The following is an 18,305-nucleotide window of genomic DNA, read 5'->3' as shown; positions in this document are numbered from 1 at the left end:
GCCGGAAAATGACCTATTGCGTTGGAATGGTTCTGGACGGGGGCCTGGTCTTCATGTCCGACACGCGGACCAATGCCGGGCTCGACAATATCTCGACCTTTCGCAAGATGACCATCTGGGAGGAACCGGGCGAACGCGTGATCACGCTGATGGCGGCGGGCAACCTGGCCACCACCCAGGCCGTGGTCAGCCTGCTGGACGAACGCAGCAAATCCCCCGGCGAAAGGATGCCGTCGCTGTTGGCGGCCCCTTCGATGTTCCAGGCGGCGCGGATGATCGCCGAAACACTGCGCGAGGTGATCGAGCGCCAGTCGGACGGCGGCATGCGTGCCGACAGCACCTTTAACGCGACGCTGATCGTCGGCGGCCAGATCAAGGGCAGCCCGCCGCGCCTGTTCCTGATCTATCCCGAAGGCAACTTTATCGAGGCCGGCGACGACACGCCGTTCTTTCAGATCGGGGAAACCAAGTATGGCCGCCCGATCCTGGTGCGCGCCTATGATCCGGAAATGAGCTTTGAGGCGGCGATGAAGCTGCTGCTGGTCAGCTTTGATTCCACGCTCAAGGCCAACCTGTCCGTTGGCGCGCCGATGGATTTCCATTTCTACGAGGCGGATAGCCTGAAAACCGGCCCCAGCGGCCGGATCGAACAGCATGATCCCTATTTCCAGACGATTTCGCAGCGCTGGGGCGATGCCCTGAAAGAGGCGCTGGACAGTCTGCCGGAATACGAACGCCCCGCGGGCTGATCCACCTCAGCCCTGCCCCCGGACAAAGCCGCCAAGCTCGGCGGCCTGCAACCCGCCCTGCGCCAGCCTGTTCCACAGCGGATCGGCGGCATCGCCGATGATCGCGCGGGCCTTGTGTGTCAGCCCGTCGTGGATGGCCTGCTGCGTCAGCGGGGCGGACAGATCATGGGCAAAGTCCAACCGTTGCCCGCTGCGCGTGGTCACATGCCCCCGCGCCTGCATGTCTGTCACGGTCTCGTCGCCCGTCACCGTCACCCGCGTTGCAAAAGCCCGCAGGTCCGCATCACCGGCAAGCGCGTCGGTATAGGTCTTGTCGTCGCCGGTCGGCACACCGCCCAGCACCATCCCGGCCAGCCAGGCATAGCTGAATTTCACCTCAAGCCCGGTCTGCGGCGCCTTCTTGTCACAGACCACCAGCCAGCGCGGATTGGTGTGCAATTGCACGCCCGCCACCTCGGCCGCCGTCAGCCCGGTTTGCGCGCGCAGGCCTTGCAGCGCCTCGATCATGGCGTGGGTGCCGTGGCAGCAGGCGTGGAACTTGTATTTGATGTCCTGGAACAGAAAGGTGTCGGGCGGCGGGCTTTGCCAAAAGGCTTTGGGCGCAGGCGCATCCGCATGGGTCGCGACAAAGCCCTGCGCGCCCATCAGCCCGTCCGGGGCCGAGGTCATGCCCTGCCCCGCCAGCCAGGCGCTTTCCACCCCGGTCGAGGCGCTCAGCCCCGCGTTATAGGGTTTGCCCATGGTCCCGAACTGGCCCTTGAGCCCCGAGGCGCGGGTCGCGCACAGCCCGACCGCATGGCGCATCTGGTCGCGGCTCAACCCGTACAGCCGCCCGGCCGCCACCGTCGCGCCAAAGGCCCCGGCGGTCGACGTCATGTGAAAACCGCGGTTGTAGTGCCCTGCCCCCAGCACCAGCCCGACACGAATGGCCACCTCGGCCCCGATCAAAAAGGCCTCGGCCACCGTGTCCACCGACAGGCCCTGCGCCTGCCCCACCGCCAGGGCCGCCGGGTAGATGCCCACGGACAGATGGCCGATATGTGCAAAATGCGTGTCGTCATAATCCAGCGCATGGCTGATCGCGCCGTTGACCAGCGCGGCCATGCGCGCAGGGGCATCCCTGCCGCCAAAAACCGCCGCTTGCGGGTGCCCGCCGTCCTGCGCGGCCATGTCGCGCAGGATGCGCGCCAGCGGTTCATCCTGCCCGGCGCGTCCGCAAACCAGCCAGTCAAACAGCGAATTGCGCGCGGCCTGCAAGGCGCTGTCCGGGATATCCACGCGCGGCATTTCAGCCAGATCCAGAAGGTGGGTCATCACGTCCATTTTGCGGGCCTTTTCGTCGCTGGGTGTCCAAGGTTATAGCCTGCCGCGCCCTGCGGGACAGGCACAAAAAAACGGGCGCCCTGATGGACGCCCGCCTTTGTGCTGTGCGATCGGGCCTTAGTTCAGCGCCGCGTCGGTGATTTCCAGCGTATAGGCGCCCTCGGGGGTCATGGTGATGACCGGGTCCGACCCGCCTTCAAGCAGGGTTTGCACCGTGCGTTCGTAGTCGGCCACGTCCAGCGCGCCGTTCGATCCGGCGGTCAGCTTGGCCACTTCGCGCATCATGCGCTGCTGGTGCTCTTCGGTCTGGGCCCCGGTGGCGTCGTTTTCCAGCACGATGTCAGCGGCTTCATCGGGGTTTTCCTCGGCGTATTTCCAGCCCTTCATCGAGGCACGCACAAAGCGGACCATCTTGTCCTTGAAGGCCGGGTCGGCAAGGTTGTCTTCGAGAACGTACATGCCGTCCTCAAGCGTGGCGACGCCCATGTCCTCGTACTTGAAGGTCACCAGATCATCAGCGGTCAGGCCCGCGTCGATCACCTGCCAGTATTCGTTGTACGTCATGGTGGAAATGCAGGCCGCCTGTTCCTGCAACAGCGGATCGACGTTAAAGCCCTGTTTCAGCACGGTCACGCCGCCCTCGGAGCCATCGGTGGGGATGCCCAGCTTGCTCATCCACGACAGGAAGGGGTATTCGTTGCCAAAGAACCAGACGCCCAGCGTCTTGCCCTTGAAATCCTCGGGGCTGGTGATGCCGGTGTCCTTGCGGCAGGTCAGCATCATGCCCGAGGCCTTGAACGGCTGGGCGATGTTGACCAGCGGCAGGCCCTTTTCGCGCGAGGCCAGCGCCGAGGGCATCCAGTCCAGCACCACATCGGCGCCGCCGCCCGCGATGACCTGAGCGGGGGCAATGTCGGGGCCACCCGGCTTGATGGTCACGGCAAGGTCTTCTTCTTCGTAAAAGCCTTTGTCCAGCGCCACGTAGTAGCCCGCGAATTGCGCCTGCGTGACCCACTTGAGCTGCAGCGTCACCTCGTCCGCCGCCTGCGCCATTCCGGCGCCAAGGGCCATCACGCCTGCGATGGCCGTCGTTACGATCCGTTTCATGTTGTGCACTCCCATGCTGGTTGTTGTTTTTTCATTTTCGTTGTGACGGGTGCCAAAAGGTCGCCCGTTTTTCGAGTAGCGCCATTAGGCCATAAAAGGCCGATCCAAGCAAAGCCGCCACGGTAATTTCCGCCCAGACCATATCAAGCGCAAGCCGCCCCACCTCGGTCGAGATGCGAAACCCCATGCCCTTGATCGGAGAGCCGAAAAATTCGGCAACAATGGCCCCGATCAGTGCAAGGGTGGTCGAAATTTTCAGCCCATTGAAGATGAACGGCATGGCGGCCGGCAGGCGCAGATAGCGCAGGGTCTGACCGTAGCTGGCGGCATAGGTGCGCATCAGGTCGCGTTGCATCGCATCGGTGGCTTGCAAACCTTGCACGGTGTTCACCAGCATCGGGAAAAAGACCATGGCGACGACCACCGCCGCCTTGCTTTGCCAATCGAAACCGAACCACATCACCATGATCGGGGCAAGCCCGACGATGGGCAGCGCCGCGATGAAGTTGCCGACGGGCAGAAGGCCGCGTTGCAAAAAGGGTGATCGGTCGATCAGCAGCGCGACCATGATGGCCGATCCGCAGCCCATGACATATCCGGTCAGCGCCCCCTTGAAGAAGGTCTGCACAAGGTCGGTCCACAGGATATGCGTCTTGCTGGCCAACGCCGCGCCGATGGCGCTGGGGGGCGGCAGCAGGACGGGGCTGATGTTCAGGCCGCGCACCATGCCCTCCCATATGAACAGGATGGTCAGGCCAAAGATCACCGGCACGACATAGGCGGCGCTGCGCCCGCCGTGCCGGACCAGAAAGACGTTCAGCGCAAAGGCGGCGGCCCAGACAATCAGGCTGAGGGCGATCCAGCTCATTGTGCCATCCCCATGCGTTTCAGCGTCATCTTTTCAAGCACACCAAGGGTGATGACCATGAGCGCGGCCAGCGTCGCCGCCGACAGCAACGCCGACCAGATCTGGATGGTCTGGCCATAGTAGCTGCCCGCCAGCAGGCGCGCGCCCAGCCCGCCGTTCTGCGACAGCGACAGTTCCGCCACCACCGCCCCGATCAGCGACGCGGCGACCGCGACCTTGAGCGAGGCAAAGAGGTAGGGGGTCGAGGTCGGCAGGCGCAGTTTCCAGAAGGTCTGTGAGGCGCTGGCGCTGTAGGTCTTCATCTGGTCCAGCAACATGGCGTCGGGGCTGCGCAGCCCTTTGACCATGCCGACGACGACCGGGAAAAACGACAGGTACATGGAAATCACGCCCTTGGCGACGATGTCATTGACCTGAAGCGCGGCCAGAACCACCACGATCATCGGCGCGATGGCCAATATGGGCACCGTCTGGCTGGCAATGATCCAGGGCATGACCGACATGTCCATGACCCGGAAATAGACGATCGAAACCGCCAGCCCGATGCCCAGCGCCGTGCCAAAGGCAAAGCCCAGCAGCGTGGCGCGCAGGGTGATCCAGCCGTGATAGATCAAGGATCGTTTCGAGGTGATCTTTTTCTCGGCCGTGGTTTCCCAGATTTCGGTCGCAACCTGATGCGGGGCCGGCAGGCGCGGTTTGTCCTGCGCCATGGTGTGCTGGACCATTTCACCAAAGCTCAGCGTGGTATCGGCCCGCTTGGCCTGGGCATAGGCCCACGGGGCATTCAGCATGACCGCAAGCGCGTACCACAGCACCACGATGCCCGCGACGACCGTCAGGATGGGAAGGATGTTGCGCATCAGGCGTGCCCCTCGCGCAGGCCTTCGCGGACGCGGTGGGCGATTTCGATGAATTCCGGTGTGTCGCGGATTTCCAGCGGGCGTTCGCGCGGCAGGGTGCTTTCGATCACGTCGGTGATGCGGCCCGGGCGGGGCGACATGACGACGATCTTGGTGGACAGGTAAACCGCCTCGGGGATGGAATGAGTGACGAACCCGATAGTTTTGCCGGTGCGGCCCCAGAGGTCGAGCAATTGTTCGTTCAGGTGGTCGCGTACGATTTCATCCAGCGCGCCAAAGGGTTCGTCCATCAGCAGGATATCGGCGTCAAACGACAGGGCGCGGGCGATGGACGCCCGCTGCTGCATGCCGCCAGACAGCTGCCAGGGAAATTTCTTTTCAAACCCTTCCAGATGCACCAGCTCGAGCACGCGTTTAACACGCTCGGCCTGATCCGCCTTGGACAGACCCATGATTTCCAGCGGCATGCGGATGTTGCCGCCGATGGTGCGCCAAGGGAACAGCCCCGCCGCCTGAAAGACATAGCCATAGGCACGGGCGCGGCGGGCCTCTTCGGGGCTGACGCCATTGACCGTGACGCTGCCGCCAGTGGGCTGTTCAAGGTCCGCGATCACCCGCAGGAATGTCGTCTTGCCGCAGCCCGAGGGGCCGATGAAGCTGACGAAATCGCCCTTGTTGATGTCAAGGCTGACATCGCTCAGCGCCTTGACCGGCCCGTCGTTGGTTTCAAACGTCAGGGAAAGGTTTTCCGCCCGGATCACGGTTTCGTTTGACTGGGTCACCTGCTCTGCCACCATGTTGTTATTTTTTCCCCCAAGAAAGGATTTGAGATGTCCCGATCACGTATCTGCCAAAAACTGCGCCCGGGCCGTGATGGCCCGTACAGATCCGCATAAGCAGGAGTCGGTTGTCCTGCTGCCGGACCTGGAGGGGTTGGTGCCGGGGTGAGGCAACGCCGTTTTCTTGAAAAGAAAACGGTCCGAACTCTTTGAAAGAGTTCGGAGGTCGCGCACCTTGGAAATGCAAATAGCCGCCAGTCATGACTGCAGCTCCCTGGCCTGGGTCAACTCTTGCGTCAGGCAGACCTTCCAACCGGGATGGGCTGCCTCCTTTGCCAGCATCCAGTTCAGGCGCATCGTCCGGGACTGCCTTTCGACGAGAAAGGACACCGCGCCGGCGAGTGCGCCGGCAAGGCAGAATTTCAACGCCACGATCCCCGAACCCTCGCCGATGAGGACGCCCATCACCGTACCCGGCAAAGCCCCAAAAAGGGCGTTTTTCCAAAGTCGGTAGGGTTTCATCTTTGACAGGGCCCAGCGAAGCCCGGCGAAAGGAGCGATACAGAACACGAGGATGATCGGCGTCAAACCGAAGAAGCCGAACTCCGGCCAATCGACCAGGCGTTTCTCGGAAAGGATTTCCGGACCGATCCCGATGATTGCAAAGCACAATGGCACCACCAAGCACGCCGCGACATAGCCAGAAAGGACACCGAAGATCGGCGTCCTTGTGTGGCACACGTCAGGGCGATTTGCGTCGGTCATCGCCCGTTACACACCTGTCGCCGGAATGCCGCTGCGTTCCACTGGGCGCGGCGCGGTGAGCTCTTTCCACGTGGATAGCGCTTTGTTCGTCGCGGTGTTCGGCGCGCGTTTGACGAATTCGCCGTGGCCTTCCTGGCTGCGCAATTCGCCGTCGTGCACCGCCACATGGCCGCGCGTCAGGGTAAAGCGCGGCAGGCCCCTGATCTCTTTACCTTCGAAGACGTTGTAGTCGATCGCGCTGACCTGCTTGGCCGCCGTGATCGTCTTGGTCTTTTCGGGGTCCCAGACCACGATGTCCGCATCCGCGCCGGGCAGGATTGCGCCCTTTTTCGGATAACAATTCAGGATCTTGGCGATATTGGTCGAGGTGACGGCGACGAATTCCTCGGGCGTCAGCCGCCCGGTGTTCACGCCATAGGTCCAAAGCATCGGCATCCGATCTTCAAGCCCGCCGGTGCCGTTCGGGATCTTGGTGAAATCGCCCACGCCAAAACGTTTCTGGTCGGTTGTGAATGCGCAGTGATCGGTGGCCACGACGCTCAGTGAGCCCGATTGAAGCCCGGCCCAAAGCGAGTCCTGATGCTGCTTGTTGCGGAAGGGCGGCGACATGACCCGCCGCGCCGCGTGGTCCCAGTCAGGGTTGAAATACTCGCTTTCGTCCAGCGTCAGGTGCTGGATCAGCGGCTCGCCCCAAACGCGTTTACCCTGCTGGCGGGCGCGCCGGATGGCTTCGTGGCTGTCTTCGCAAGAGGTGTGAACCACGTACAATGGAACCCCGGCCATGTCTGCGATCATGATGGCGCGGTTTGTCGCCTCGCCCTCGACCTGCGGCGGGCGGGAATAGGCATGCGCCTCGGGGCCTGTGTTGCCCGCCGCCAGCAGTTTGGCCGACAGTTCCGCCACGACGTCACCGTTTTCGGCGTGCACCATGGCGATGCCGCCAAGTTCCGCAAGACGGCCAAACGAGGCGTACATCTCGTCGTCATTCACCATCAGCGCGCCCTTGTAGGCCATGAAGTGCTTGAAGGTATTGATGCCTCGATCCTGAATGACGGTCTTCATCTCGTCAAAGACCTGTTCACCCCACCATGTGACGGCCATGTGGAAAGAATAATCGCAATGGGCGCGGGTGGATTTGTTGTCCCACATCTTGAGCGCATCCAGCAGCCCCTGCCCCGGGCTCGGCAGGGCAAAATCGACAACCATCGTGGTGCCGCCGGCCAGCGCCGCGCGGGTGCCGCTGTCAAAATCGTCGCTGGAATAGGTGCCCATGAAGGGCATTTCGAGATGCGTGTGCGGATCAATCCCGCCGGGCATGACATAGCAGCCGGTGGCGTCGAGGGTTTCATCGCCCTTGAGGCCCACACCGATCTCGATGATCTGCCCGCCCTCGATCAATACGTCCGCCTTATAGGTGCGGTCATGGGTGACGATGGTGCCGTTCTTGATGACTGTGGTCATTAGAGTGTCTCCGTAACTATTCGAATGACGAAAGCGCGTAATAGCCAAAGGCCAAGGCGAGAGCGATTGGGCCTAGGATAATGACTGCCACGAGCGTTAGAGATGTCAAAATTGCGGCCAGCCAAGCAGCAAGGAAACCCAGAAACCCACCTGCTAGGCCACCAATAATCGCCCCCAATAAACCAAATTCCTCATTACCCAGAAATCCACCAACTACAGTCCCGGCAGGGATAAATAGGCACATCAGGATACCGAGATACCAATTGGATCGGCTTTCCTCGCTCACCCCTCAACCCCTGCCGTTTCCACAACCGCGTGGAACAGCACATCCGCCCCGGCGCGTGCCCAGTCCTTGGAAATCTCCTCGGCCTCGTTGTGCGACAGACCGTCCACACAAGGGCACATGATCATTGCCGTGGGGGCTACGTCGTTGATCCAGCAGGCGTCATGCCCCGCACCCGATACGATATCCATGTGGGAATAGCCAAGCCGCTCTGCCGCCGAACGCACCGCCGCCACACAGCCTTCGTCAAAGGCGGGCGGGTTGAACTGGCCGACGATTTCCGTCTCCAGCGTCACCCCCAAAGCCTCGCACAGCTTCGGCGCGCGGTCATGAAACTCCTCCAGCATCGCGTCGATTACCTCTTGCAGGTGCGAACGGAAGTCGATGGTAAAGACCGCCTTGCCGGGGATGATGTTGCGCGAATTGGGGTAGATGTCGATATGGCCAATCGCGCCCACGGCGTTCGGCTGATGCTTCATGGCGATCTCGTGCACCAGTTCGGTGATCTGCGCCAATCCGCGCCCCGCGTTCACCCGCATGTGCATCGGGGTCGAGCCGGTGTGGCTCTCTTTGCCCGTCACCGTGCATTCGATCCAGCGTAGCCCCTGCCCGTGGGTGACGACGCCAATATCCTTGCCTTCCGCTTCCAGAATGGGCCCCTGCTCAATGTGCAATTCGAACATGGCGTGCATCTTGCGCGCGCCGACCTCTTCATCGCCCCGCCAGCCGATCCGCTCCAGTTCATCGCCAAACCGCAGCCCCTTGGCATCCTTGCGGTCATAGGCCCAGTCCTGCGTGTGTTTGCCCGCAAAAACGCCAGAGGCGAGCATGGCCGGAGCAAAGCGAGTGCCTTCCTCGTTCGTCCAGTTCACCACCACAATCGGGTGTTTCGTCTTGATCCCGCGTTCGTGCAGGGTGCGCAGGATTTCCAGCCCGCCCAGAACGCCCAAGACGCCATCATATTTGCCGCCCGTCGGCTGGGTATCCAGATGCGATCCGACATAGACCGGCAGCGCATCAGGGTCCGTGCCCTCGTAACGGGCGAACATGTTGCCCATCTGGTCAAGGCCCATGGTGCAGCCGACCGCCTGACACCACTTTTGGAACAGCGCCCGGCCCTCGGCGTCCGCGTCGGTCAGGGTCTGGCGGTTGTTGCCACCTGCCACGCCGGGGCCGATCTTGGCCATCTCCATCAGGCTGTCCCAAAGACGGTCGCCATCAATCCGGATATTGCTGAAAGCTGCCATGTTTTTCCCCGTTTCGTCGTTTGGCCCGGCGCTGAGGCGCGTCAAAGCTTGCCCCGGCAGAATCCTGACCATATGGTCAAATATCAAGGCGAGGCGACCATATGGTCAAGGAATTAATTCCGCGCCGTCCAGGCACCCTGCGGTGCGCCCAATAAACAGGCAGTCACCTACGCGGTGACCCGGATGAGACAGGATCATATGACCAGGATTCGCCCCAGCGGAAAAACCCGCATCCAGCGTGAAAAGCGTCAGGCGATCTTTGAGGCCGCGCTTGACGTGTTTTCCGAGGCCGGCCTGCGCGGTGCCACGCTGGACCAGATCGCCGCCCGCGCCGGGCTGTCGAAACCCAACGTGGTCTATTATTTCGACGGCAAGGAGGCGATTTACCGCGAGTTGCTGGAAGAGCTTCTGGACCTGTGGATCGACCCGCTGCGGCAATTGTCGGCCAAGGGCGATCCGGTGGCCGAGATCCTGGCCTATGTACACCGCAAGCTGGACATGTCGCGCGACATGCCGCGCGAAAGCCGGTTGTTCGCGACCGAGATGCTCCAGAACGCGCCGCATATCGACGATGTGCTGAAAGGCACGCTCAAGGCTTTGGTCGATGAAAAGACCGGGGTGATCCAGGGATGGGTCGAGCAAGGGCGCATTGCGCCGCTGGATCCGCATCATTTGATCTTTTCGATCTGGGCGACGACGCAGCATTACGCCGATTTCGATGTGCAGGTGCGCGGGGTTCTGGGGGCAGCGCGCGAAGAGGCGCGGTTTGACGAGGCCAAGGTGTTCCTGACCACGATGTACGAGCGGCTTTTGCACCCGCAGGACGACGCGCCCCGGGCCTGACCCGGGGCCTGCCAGTCCCGCCACCCGCAGGCAAACCGACGCCCCGAACCGGGGAGGAACCGGGCCGAGGCGCAAGGTCCCGGGGCAAACCCGGGACGGGTGGGCCAAGCGGCGGGGAGGCGCGCCCTGGCCCAGATATTCCCCTATTCCGCAGGCGTGGCCATCGGGTTGTTGGGGTGGGTCGTCCAGTTGGCATAGTCCTTTTCGACGGTCTTGCCGGTGCGCTTGTCGACGGTTCCGGGGGCCAGAACCTCCATGGTGATGCAGTTTTCCACCGGGCAGACGTTGACGCACAGGTTGCAGGCCACGCATTCGTCATCCTGCACCTCGAACACACGCTCCGGCGACATGGAAATCGCCTGATGCGAGGTGTCTTCGCAGGCGGCATAGCAGCGGCCGCATTTGATGCAGGCGTCCTGATCAATGCGCGCCTTGGTGATGTGGTTGAGGTTCAGGTACTGCCAGTCGGTGACATTGGGCACGGCCATGCCGACGAACTGTTCGGTCGAGGTATAGCCCTTTTCGTCCATCCACTGCGACAGGCCGGAAATCATTTCCTGCACGATCTTGAAACCATAGGTCATCACGGCGGTGCAGACCTGCACGTTGCCCGCACCCAGCGCCATGAACTCGGCCGCGTCGCGCCAAGTGGTGACGCCGCCGATGCCGCTGATCGGCAGGCCGTGGGTTTCCGGGTTGCGGGCGATCTCGGACACCATCGACAGGGCGATGGGTTTGACCGCCGGGCCGCAATAGCCGCCGTGGCTGCCCTTGCCGTCGATGGTCGGCTGCGGGGCCATGTTGTCCAGATCGACGCCGGTGATCGAGTTGATCGTGTTGATCAGGCTGACCGCATCGGCGCCGCCGTTCTTGGCCGCCAGCGCCGGTTTGCGGATGTCGGTAATGTTGGGCGTCAGTTTCACGATCACCGGGCGGTCATAGTTTTCCTTGCACCATCGGGTGACCATTTCGATGTATTCGGGCACCTGCCCCACGGCGGCGCCCATGCCGCGTTCGCTCATCCCGTGCGGGCAGCCAAAGTTCAGCTCGATCCCGTCGGCATTGGTTTCCGCCACGCGCGGCAGGATCGCCTTCCACGCCGCTTCGTCGCAGGGCACCATGATCGAGGCGATCAGGGCGCGGTCGGGGTAATCCGCCTTGACCCGCGCCATTTCCTCCAGGTTCACCTCGAGCGGTCGGTCGGTGATCAATTCGATGTTGTTCAGGCCCAGCAGGCGGCGGTCGGCGCCCCAGATCGCGCCATAGCGCGGGCCGTTGACGTTGACCACGGGCGGGCCCGCTTCGCCGAGGGTCTTCCAGACCACCCCGCCCCAGCCCGCCTCAAAGGCGCGGCGGACGTTGTATTCCTTGTCGGTAGGCGGCGCCGAGGCCAGCCAGAAGGGGTTGGGGCTGGAAATCCCCAGAAAATTGCTCATCAGGTCAGCCATCTTTCGATACCTCCTCGTAGGGCGGGTTTTACCCCGCCGCCCCTGTCAGGGATGCGTGAATGTCCATTGCCGCGTCGCGCCCTTCGGCCACGGCGGTCACTGTCAGATCGTCGCCGCCAAGGGCGCAGTCGCCCCCGGCCCAGACCCCCGGCACCGAAGTCCGGCCAGCCGCGTCGACGGCGATCTTGCCGCGCTCGACGGTCAGCCCCTCGGGCGCGCCTTGCAGAGTTTGGCCGATGGCCTGGAACAGCTGGTCGGCTGGCAGGGTGAATGTCTGGTCCGTGGTGACCAGCTTGCCATCTTGGGTTTCGGTATAGGCAAAGGTGACGCCGGTCAGGCTGCCGTTGCCAAGGACGCCCACGGGGGCCGCGTTGTGGATGATCCGCACGCCCTTTTGCGCCGCGAGATCCTGTTCAAAGCGCGAGGCGGCCATCGCCTCCTGGCCCCGGCGATAGACGATGGTGACCTCTTCGGCGCCCAGAAGTTTGGCCTGCACGCCTGCGTCGATGGCGGTCATGCCACCGCCCACGACGACGACGCGGCGACCGATGGGCAGCGCGCCAAGGTCATCGGCCTGCCGCAGGTCCGCGATGAAATCCACCGCCGCCGAAACGCCGGCCTTTTCATCGCCGTCCAGACCAAGTTTGTTCACCCCGGCCAATCCCATACCCAGGAAAACCGCGTCGAAATCGGCGCGCAAGCTGTCAAGGCTGATCGCCCCGCCCAAGGCCGCATCGTGGCGGATCTCGATCCCGCCGATCTGTAGCAGCCAGTCAACCTCGCGCTCGGCAAAGCTGTTGGTGCTTTTGTACGACGCGATGCCGTATTCGTTCAGCCCGCCGGGTTTTGGCCGAGCCTCAAAAATCACCACGTCATGGCCCAGCATGGCCAGACGGTGCGCGCAGGACAGGCCCGCAGGCCCGGCCCCGACCACGGCCACCTTTTTGCCGGTGGCCTCGGCGCGGGCAAAGGGATGTTTGCCCTTGGCCATCAGGATGTCGGTGGCATGGCGCTGCAGGCGGCCAATCTCGACCGGCTTGCCCTCGGCGGCCTCGCGGACGCAGACCTCTTCGCACAGGGTTTCGGTGGGGCAGACCCGGGCGCACATGCCGCCAAGGATGTTTTGTTCAAGGATGGTGCGGGCTGCCGCCTCGGGCGTTCCGGTCGCGATCTGGCGGATGAACAGCGGAATGTCGATCGAGGTCGGACAGGCCGTCATGCAGGGCGCGTCATGGCAGAAATAGCAGCGATCCGCCGCCACCAGCGCCTCGTGCGGGTCATAGGGCGGATGCAGGTCGGTGAAATTCTCGGCCAGTCTCGGCCCGTCCAGACGGCCTGAAACGATGCCATCTTGCAGCTGTTTTGCAGTCATTGTCGCACCCCGTTCGTGATCCTTTCCAAAACGAAAGCACGATTCCAAAATTTTATCAAATGGTAAAAAATCGAAAAGGCCCGAACGGGGGCTTTGCGTGGACGCTGCCCAAATTTCGGGCAGTCACGGTGAAAGCGGGATCAGGTCAGCCGGTCCGGGAACCCCGGCGCGCGCAGGTCGGTGTCCAACAGGTCTTCGAGGAGTTTGGCGATCATCGGGCTTTGCGCCTGCCCGCCAAAGGCGGCCTTGGCGGCGACATAGGTCTGCTGGGTCATCCCTGCCAATTCCAGCGGCACGCCGAATTCACGTCCGAATTCGAGCGCGAAACCAAGATCCTTCAGCGCCAGATCCATGTTGAAGCCCACATCGTAAGACCCGTTCAGGATCAGCGCGCCTTCGGTTTCATGCACGAATGAATTGCCCGAGGAGGCGCGGATCGCCTCCCACGACTGGGCCAGATCCAGCCCGCCGCGTTTGGCCAGCATCAAGGCTTCGGCGCAGGCCTTGAGGTGGATAAAGGCCAGCATGTTGGTGATCACCTTGATGATTGACGACGACCCAAGTGGCCCCATGTGGAACACCCGGTCGCCCATGGCCTGCAAGGCGGGCATGTGCAATTCGACCAGATCGGCATCGCCGCCGGGCAGCATGGTGATCTCGCCGCGCGCAGCCAGATGCACGCCGCCGGTGACCGGCAGTTCCAGCATCCGCACGCCCTGCCCGGATGCGCGCTCTGCAAACTCCAGCACCTCGTCGCGGCCTAGGGTCGACATTTCGATCCAGCTGGCGCCCTGTCGCATCACCGGCAGAATCTGCGACAGAACCTTGTCGCTGACGGCGGGCGACGGCAGGCAGGTGATCACGTGATCGACCTGCCCGGCCAGATCGGCGGCGCTGTCGGCCCATTTCGCCCCCTTGGCCAGCAGGTCCGCCGCCAGATCGCGGTTCAGATCGGTGACCGTGACGTCAAAGCCCGCCCGCAGCAGGCACATGGCGCAATTGCGGCCCAGGTTGCCCAGCCCGATATAACCATAGTGCATCATCTGTCCTTTCCGGCGCGGGGCGGCGCTGTTCTACTTGAAGTGGATGTTCAGGCTGGCGCGAATGGCGCGATCCAGATCGGGGGCGATCTGACTGCCCGCCCTGGCAAGAATGTCGTTCTTGCGGGCGATCGCGCGGTCCAGCAACATCGGGCGGTTTGCTTCGTCCCATTCCTTGGGGCTCATCCGGTTGCCGACGACGGGATAGACATATTCCGTCTGCATCAGCGCCAGCGTCTGATCGGTGCCCAGATAGTGGCCCGGCCCCTCAAGGCAGACCGATTTCATCACCTCGATCGAGGTGCTGTCCTCGGTCACGTCAATGCCGCGCACGCAGCGCAGAACCTGGCCTAGAATGTCGTCGCCCAGGATCAGGGATTCCATACAGAACCCCAACAGCGAGGCATGCATGCCCACCGCCTCGTAGACCATGTTCAGCCCTGACAGACCGGCCAGCACGTTGGTGATGCCCTGTTCCCATCCGGCCTGCATGTCGGGCAGCTTGGAATCGCTGATCCCCGCCGCAGCCCCCCCCGGAAGGCCGTAGAAATGGTGCATCTGCGCGCAGCCCGCCGTCAGCAGGGCCTGTTCTGCCGACCCGCCCGACATCGCCCCGGTGCGCAGGTCGCTGACAAAGGGCCAGGTGCCAAAGATCGCCGGATGCCCCGGCGCGATGGAATTGACATAGACGACCCCTGCCAGGCATTCGGCCACCGCCTGCACGATGGCGGTGGCGATGGGCGCGGGCGCGGTGGCCCCCGCCTGCCCCGCACTCAGCAGCAGCACCGGCATTCCGGCGCGGATGCAATGCTCCATCGCCATGCAGCTTTCTTCGGCGAATTTCATCGGCGGGACGACAAAACAGTTGGAGTTCGAGATGAAGGGCCGCGCGCGCCAGGCCGCTTCGCCGCCGGCGATCTGGTGGATCAGCTCGATCCCGGGGGCGACATGCGAAGGATCGGAAAACGAGGTGCCGACGTGCTTGGTGGTGCCCGAACAGCAGGCATACAGCGTGTTCAGGTCCATTTCGAGGTTATCAAGGATATCGCGGCAGACCATCGGGCGCTGCAAGAAGTGCACGTTGTCAAGGTGATGCACGATGCGCGCCGCGTCATACAGATCCTGCGCGGTGGTGTCGCGATAGGTGCCCGTGGCCAGATCGACCAGGTGCACCGCCGCCCCCGCAGTGCCGAAATGCACCCTTGTGCCGCCAAGGTGCAGGTCGTGCCTGGGGTCGCGGCCATGCAGGGTGATGTCGCGCGCGGCCTTGGCCAGCATGTCCTCGACCAGGGCGCGGGGAAACCGCAGGCGGCCGTCGTCGCCCTGGATCGCCCCTGCCCGGGTCATCGCCTCGACCCCTGATGCCGGCGCCTGGCTGAGACCGATGACCTCAAGCGCCTCGAGCGCGGCCTGGTGGATGCGCTGCATCCCGGCCTCGGTCAGGGGGCGGTACTGGCCGCCGCTCATCCCGGCGCGGATCGGGCGGATATCCTCGGCCAAGGGGGCGGCCCGCAGCGCGCGCCGCGCCGCCCGTCCGCCTGACCGGCGGGACTGGGATTGAGAAGCGTCGATCATGTCTTGTGCCATCGCCTTGTTCCTCGTGATACGCGCCGACCCTGTCCGCTGACCGAGGACGATGGCCATGCTGTCCTGTCGTGTTCAACAGTCGAAAGGCCAGAGGCACCGGGGCGCGTCTGGCCGCAAATCAGCCCCTCAACCGCGCATTTGCCGGATCCCACAGCGGCTTGTCCTCTTGCACGATGGCGCGGTGGCGGGTGCCGAAAATCTCGATCTCCAACGCGGTGCCCGGTTCGGCCAGATCGGCGCGCACCATGCCCAGCGCCACGCAGGCCCCGACACGGTGGCCCCAATAGCCGCTGGTGGTTTCACCCACGACCGTGTCACCCTGCCACAGCGTCGCCATGTAGGGCGGGTCATAGTCGCCCGCCTCAACCACCAGCGTGACAAAGCGTTTGCTGGGGCCTGCGGCCTTTTCCGCCACAAGCGCGGCTTTGCCGCGAAACGCCGGTTTCGACCAATCGACAAAGCGGCCAAGCCCCCCCTGAAGTACGGTGTAGTCGGTGGACAGGTCGCCCTTCCAGGCGCGATAGCCCTTTTCGATGCGCAGGCTGTTCAGCGCGAACATGCCAAAGGGGCGCAATCCGTGCGGCTGCCCGGCCTTCCAGACCGCATCAAAGACCGCTGCCGTGTCGCCCGGACGGCTGTGGATTTCCCAGCCCAATTCGCCTGCGAAACTGACGCGGAACAATACCACCTCGGCCCCGGCGATCTGCGCCGTTTGCCAGCTGAGCCAGGGCAGGGACAGATCGCCATCGCAGACCCCGGCAAGGATGTCGCGCGATTTCGGCCCGGTCAGGATCTGGCAGGTCCAGTCGTCGGTTTCGTCGGTCAAGGACAGCCCCGAAGGCAGGTCGCGCGCCAGCCATTCGTAATCGTGCCACTGCGCCGTCGCGGCGGTGATCAGCAGCAACTCATCCTCGGCCAGGCGGGCAATCGACATTTCCGTGACGATCCGGCCCTTGTCATCGGCGAAATAGCCCAGCCCCACGCGGCCCTGCGCCGGAAGTCGTCCGGTGATCAGCCCGTCCAGCCAGGCCGCCGCCCCTGCCCCGCTCAGCCGGAAGCGCGAGAACCCCGGCAGGTCCAGAATGCCCGCTGCGTCGCGCACCGCCTCGCATTCCGCGCGCACCGCGTCGAACCAGGGCCCTTCGCGGCGCCAGGTCTGGGTGCCCTCTTCGGAGGTGTCGTCGCCCGGGCGCGCGTACCAGTTCGGGCGCTCCCAGCCGTTGTAGGCGCCAAAGACCCCGCCCAGCGCGCTGGTCTGCGCATGGATCGGCGACAGTTTCTTGTCGCGCCCGGCGGGCCAGGCGTGATGCGGGAAATGCATCGCGTATTCGTGGCCATAGACCTCCATGCCCTTGGCAATGCAGTAATCTTCGTCGCAAAAACCGGTAAAGCGGCGCGGATCGCAGGACCACATGTCCCATTCGGTCTGGCCCTCGGTGACCCATTCGGCCAGCACCTTGCCCGCCCCGCCCGCCTGGCAGATGCCAAAGGTGAAAACGCAGGCCTCGAAGGCATTGGGCACGCCGGGCATCGGGCCGATCAGCGGGTTGCCATCGGGCGTATAGGGGATGGGGCCGTTGATGTTCTTTTGCAGCGGGGCCTTTTCCAGCAGCGGCACCCGCGCCATGGCGTCATTGATGTGCCATTCGATGCGCTCAAGATCATCGGGGAACAGCTGAAAGCTGAAATCCTGCGGGAAAGGATCATCCTGGGTGATCCAATGCGCCTTGCAGTTGCGCTCGTAGGGGCCAAGGTTGAAGCCGTTCTTTTCCTGGCGCAGGTAATACGAGCTGTCGACATCGCGCAGCAGCGGCAGCTTGCGGCCATTTTCCTTTGACCAGGCTTCGACCTCGGGGACCGTGTCGAACAGCATGTACTGATGGCTCATCACCATCATCGGCAGATCGCGTCCGAACCATTTGCCGACCTCGCGCGCATAGTACCCGGCGGCGTTGACCACGTATTCGCAGCGGATGTCGCCCTTGGGGGTGGCGATCACCCATTCGTCGCCGTCGCGGCGCGCGCCCGTGGCGGGGCAAAAGCGGATGATCCGGGCGCCCATGTCGCGCGCGCCCTTGGCCAGCGCCTGGGTCAGTTGCGCCGGGTCGATGTCACCGTCATAGGGGTCGTACATGCCCCCGGCCAGATCATGGGTTTCGACAAAGGGATACCGTTCCTTGATGTCCTCGGGGGCCAGCATTTCCAGCGCCATGCCCTGGTAGCGGCCCATGCCGACCACCCGTTCGAATTCCAGCATCCGTTCCTTGCTGTGCCCCAGCCGGACCGAGCCGGTGACATGGTAGTTCATCGGATAATCGACCTCGTCGCCCAGACGGCGGTAAAGTTCGGTCGAATAGCGCTGCATGTTCATGATCGACCAGCTGGACGAGAAGGTCGGGATATTGCCCGCCGCGTGCCAGGTCGATCCGGCGGTCAATTCGTTCTTTTCCAGCAGGACGCAATCGCTCCAGCCGGCCTTGGCCAGATGATACAGGCAAGAGGCCCCAACGACCCCGCCCCCGATGATCACCACACGCGCGCTCTTGGGTAAGTCCGACATTCCACTCTCCTGC

16 protein-coding genes are annotated in these 18,305 nt (G+C 63.4%); 2 read left to right on the top strand and 14 right to left on the bottom strand.

The annotated features are described in order from the left end of the window. Window positions 1-8 precede the first annotated feature (8 nt). Window positions 9-749, top strand: a complete 741-nt coding sequence (locus QF118_RS10325) for a proteasome-type protease (RefSeq protein ID WP_282298982.1) — start codon at window positions 9-11, stop codon at window positions 747-749. Window positions 750-755: 6 nt separating this feature from the next. On the opposite strand, the gene QF118_RS10320 is transcribed toward QF118_RS10325, so the two are convergent. From QF118_RS10320 to QF118_RS10280, 9 genes are all read right to left on the bottom strand, one after another. Continuing rightward, window positions 756-2,072: an MmgE/PrpD family protein gene (locus QF118_RS10320; protein WP_282298981.1), complete on the bottom strand. Its 1,317-nt coding sequence runs from the start codon at window positions 2,070-2,072 to the stop codon at window positions 756-758. A gap of 117 nt (window positions 2,073-2,189) precedes the next feature. After that, window positions 2,190-3,179, bottom strand: a complete 990-nt coding sequence (locus tag QF118_RS10315; RefSeq protein WP_282298980.1) for an ABC transporter substrate-binding protein — start codon at window positions 3,177-3,179, stop codon at window positions 2,190-2,192. A 31-nt stretch (window positions 3,180-3,210) separates the two neighbouring features. After that, window positions 3,211-4,047, bottom strand: coding sequence for an ABC transporter permease (locus QF118_RS10310; RefSeq protein WP_282298979.1), 837 nt, complete (start codon window positions 4,045-4,047; stop codon window positions 3,211-3,213). After that, on the bottom strand, window positions 4,044-4,907 hold the full coding sequence (locus QF118_RS10305) for an ABC transporter permease (protein WP_282298978.1): 864 nt from the start codon (window positions 4,905-4,907) through the stop codon (window positions 4,044-4,046). The genes QF118_RS10310 and QF118_RS10305 overlap by 4 nt, the downstream gene beginning before the upstream one ends. Beyond that, window positions 4,907-5,689 (bottom strand): ABC transporter ATP-binding protein, encoded by a 783-nt coding sequence (locus tag QF118_RS10300; RefSeq protein WP_282298977.1) that lies wholly within the window; start codon window positions 5,687-5,689, stop codon window positions 4,907-4,909. The genes QF118_RS10305 and QF118_RS10300 overlap by 1 nt, the downstream gene beginning before the upstream one ends. Window positions 5,690-5,944: 255 nt before the next feature. After that, the gene (locus tag QF118_RS10295) at window positions 5,945-6,451 is read right to left on the bottom strand and encodes a hypothetical protein (protein WP_282298976.1); all 507 of its coding nucleotides are present in this window, start codon (window positions 6,449-6,451) and stop codon (window positions 5,945-5,947) included. Between the two features lie 6 nt (window positions 6,452-6,457). Next, on the bottom strand, window positions 6,458-7,912 hold the full coding sequence (gene hydA, locus QF118_RS10290; protein WP_282298975.1) for a dihydropyrimidinase: 1,455 nt from the start codon (window positions 7,910-7,912) through the stop codon (window positions 6,458-6,460). Window positions 7,913-7,928: 16 nt separating this feature from the next. Next, window positions 7,929-8,198 (bottom strand): hypothetical protein, encoded by a 270-nt coding sequence (locus QF118_RS10285; protein ID WP_282298974.1) that lies wholly within the window; start codon window positions 8,196-8,198, stop codon window positions 7,929-7,931. Further along, window positions 8,195-9,442 (bottom strand): Zn-dependent hydrolase, encoded by a 1,248-nt coding sequence (locus QF118_RS10280; RefSeq protein WP_282298973.1) that lies wholly within the window; start codon window positions 9,440-9,442, stop codon window positions 8,195-8,197. Before QF118_RS10280 ends, QF118_RS10285 begins: the two co-directional genes overlap by 4 nt. 198 nt (window positions 9,443-9,640) lie before the next feature. On the opposite strand from QF118_RS10280, the gene QF118_RS10275 reads away from it, so the two are divergent. Then, the gene (locus QF118_RS10275) at window positions 9,641-10,285 is read left to right on the top strand and encodes a TetR family transcriptional regulator C-terminal domain-containing protein (protein WP_282298972.1); all 645 of its coding nucleotides are present in this window, start codon (window positions 9,641-9,643) and stop codon (window positions 10,283-10,285) included. A 143-nt stretch (window positions 10,286-10,428) separates the two neighbouring features. On the opposite strand, the gene preA is transcribed toward QF118_RS10275, so the two are convergent. The 5 genes from preA to QF118_RS10250 all read right to left on the bottom strand — a co-directional run bounded on the left by preA (window position 10,429) and on the right by QF118_RS10250 (window position 18,292). Then, window positions 10,429-11,733, bottom strand: a complete 1,305-nt coding sequence (preA, locus tag QF118_RS10270) for an NAD-dependent dihydropyrimidine dehydrogenase subunit PreA (protein ID WP_282298971.1) — start codon at window positions 11,731-11,733, stop codon at window positions 10,429-10,431. A gap of 28 nt (window positions 11,734-11,761) precedes the next feature. Beyond that, window positions 11,762-13,105, bottom strand: coding sequence for an NAD(P)-dependent oxidoreductase (locus QF118_RS10265; protein WP_282298970.1), 1,344 nt, complete (start codon window positions 13,103-13,105; stop codon window positions 11,762-11,764). A 140-nt stretch (window positions 13,106-13,245) separates the two neighbouring features. Beyond that, complete coding sequence (locus QF118_RS10260; protein WP_282298969.1) at window positions 13,246-14,148, bottom strand: NAD(P)-dependent oxidoreductase; 903 nt, start codon at window positions 14,146-14,148, stop codon at window positions 13,246-13,248. 30 nt (window positions 14,149-14,178) lie between these two features. Next, window positions 14,179-15,720, bottom strand: a complete 1,542-nt coding sequence (locus tag QF118_RS10255; protein ID WP_282298968.1) for a trimethylamine methyltransferase family protein — start codon at window positions 15,718-15,720, stop codon at window positions 14,179-14,181. 130 nt (window positions 15,721-15,850) lie between these two features. Beyond that, the gene (locus QF118_RS10250) at window positions 15,851-18,292 is read right to left on the bottom strand and encodes a GcvT family protein (protein WP_282298967.1); all 2,442 of its coding nucleotides are present in this window, start codon (window positions 18,290-18,292) and stop codon (window positions 15,851-15,853) included. Window positions 18,293-18,305: the final 13 nt, after the last annotated feature.

This window comes from Tropicibacter oceani (genome assembly GCF_029958925.1).
Lineage (GTDB): Bacteria > Pseudomonadota > Alphaproteobacteria > Rhodobacterales > Rhodobacteraceae > Pacificoceanicola > Pacificoceanicola oceani.
The sequence above is the reverse complement of the archived record's forward strand: the minus strand, read 5'-3'. Positions and strand labels throughout refer to the sequence as shown.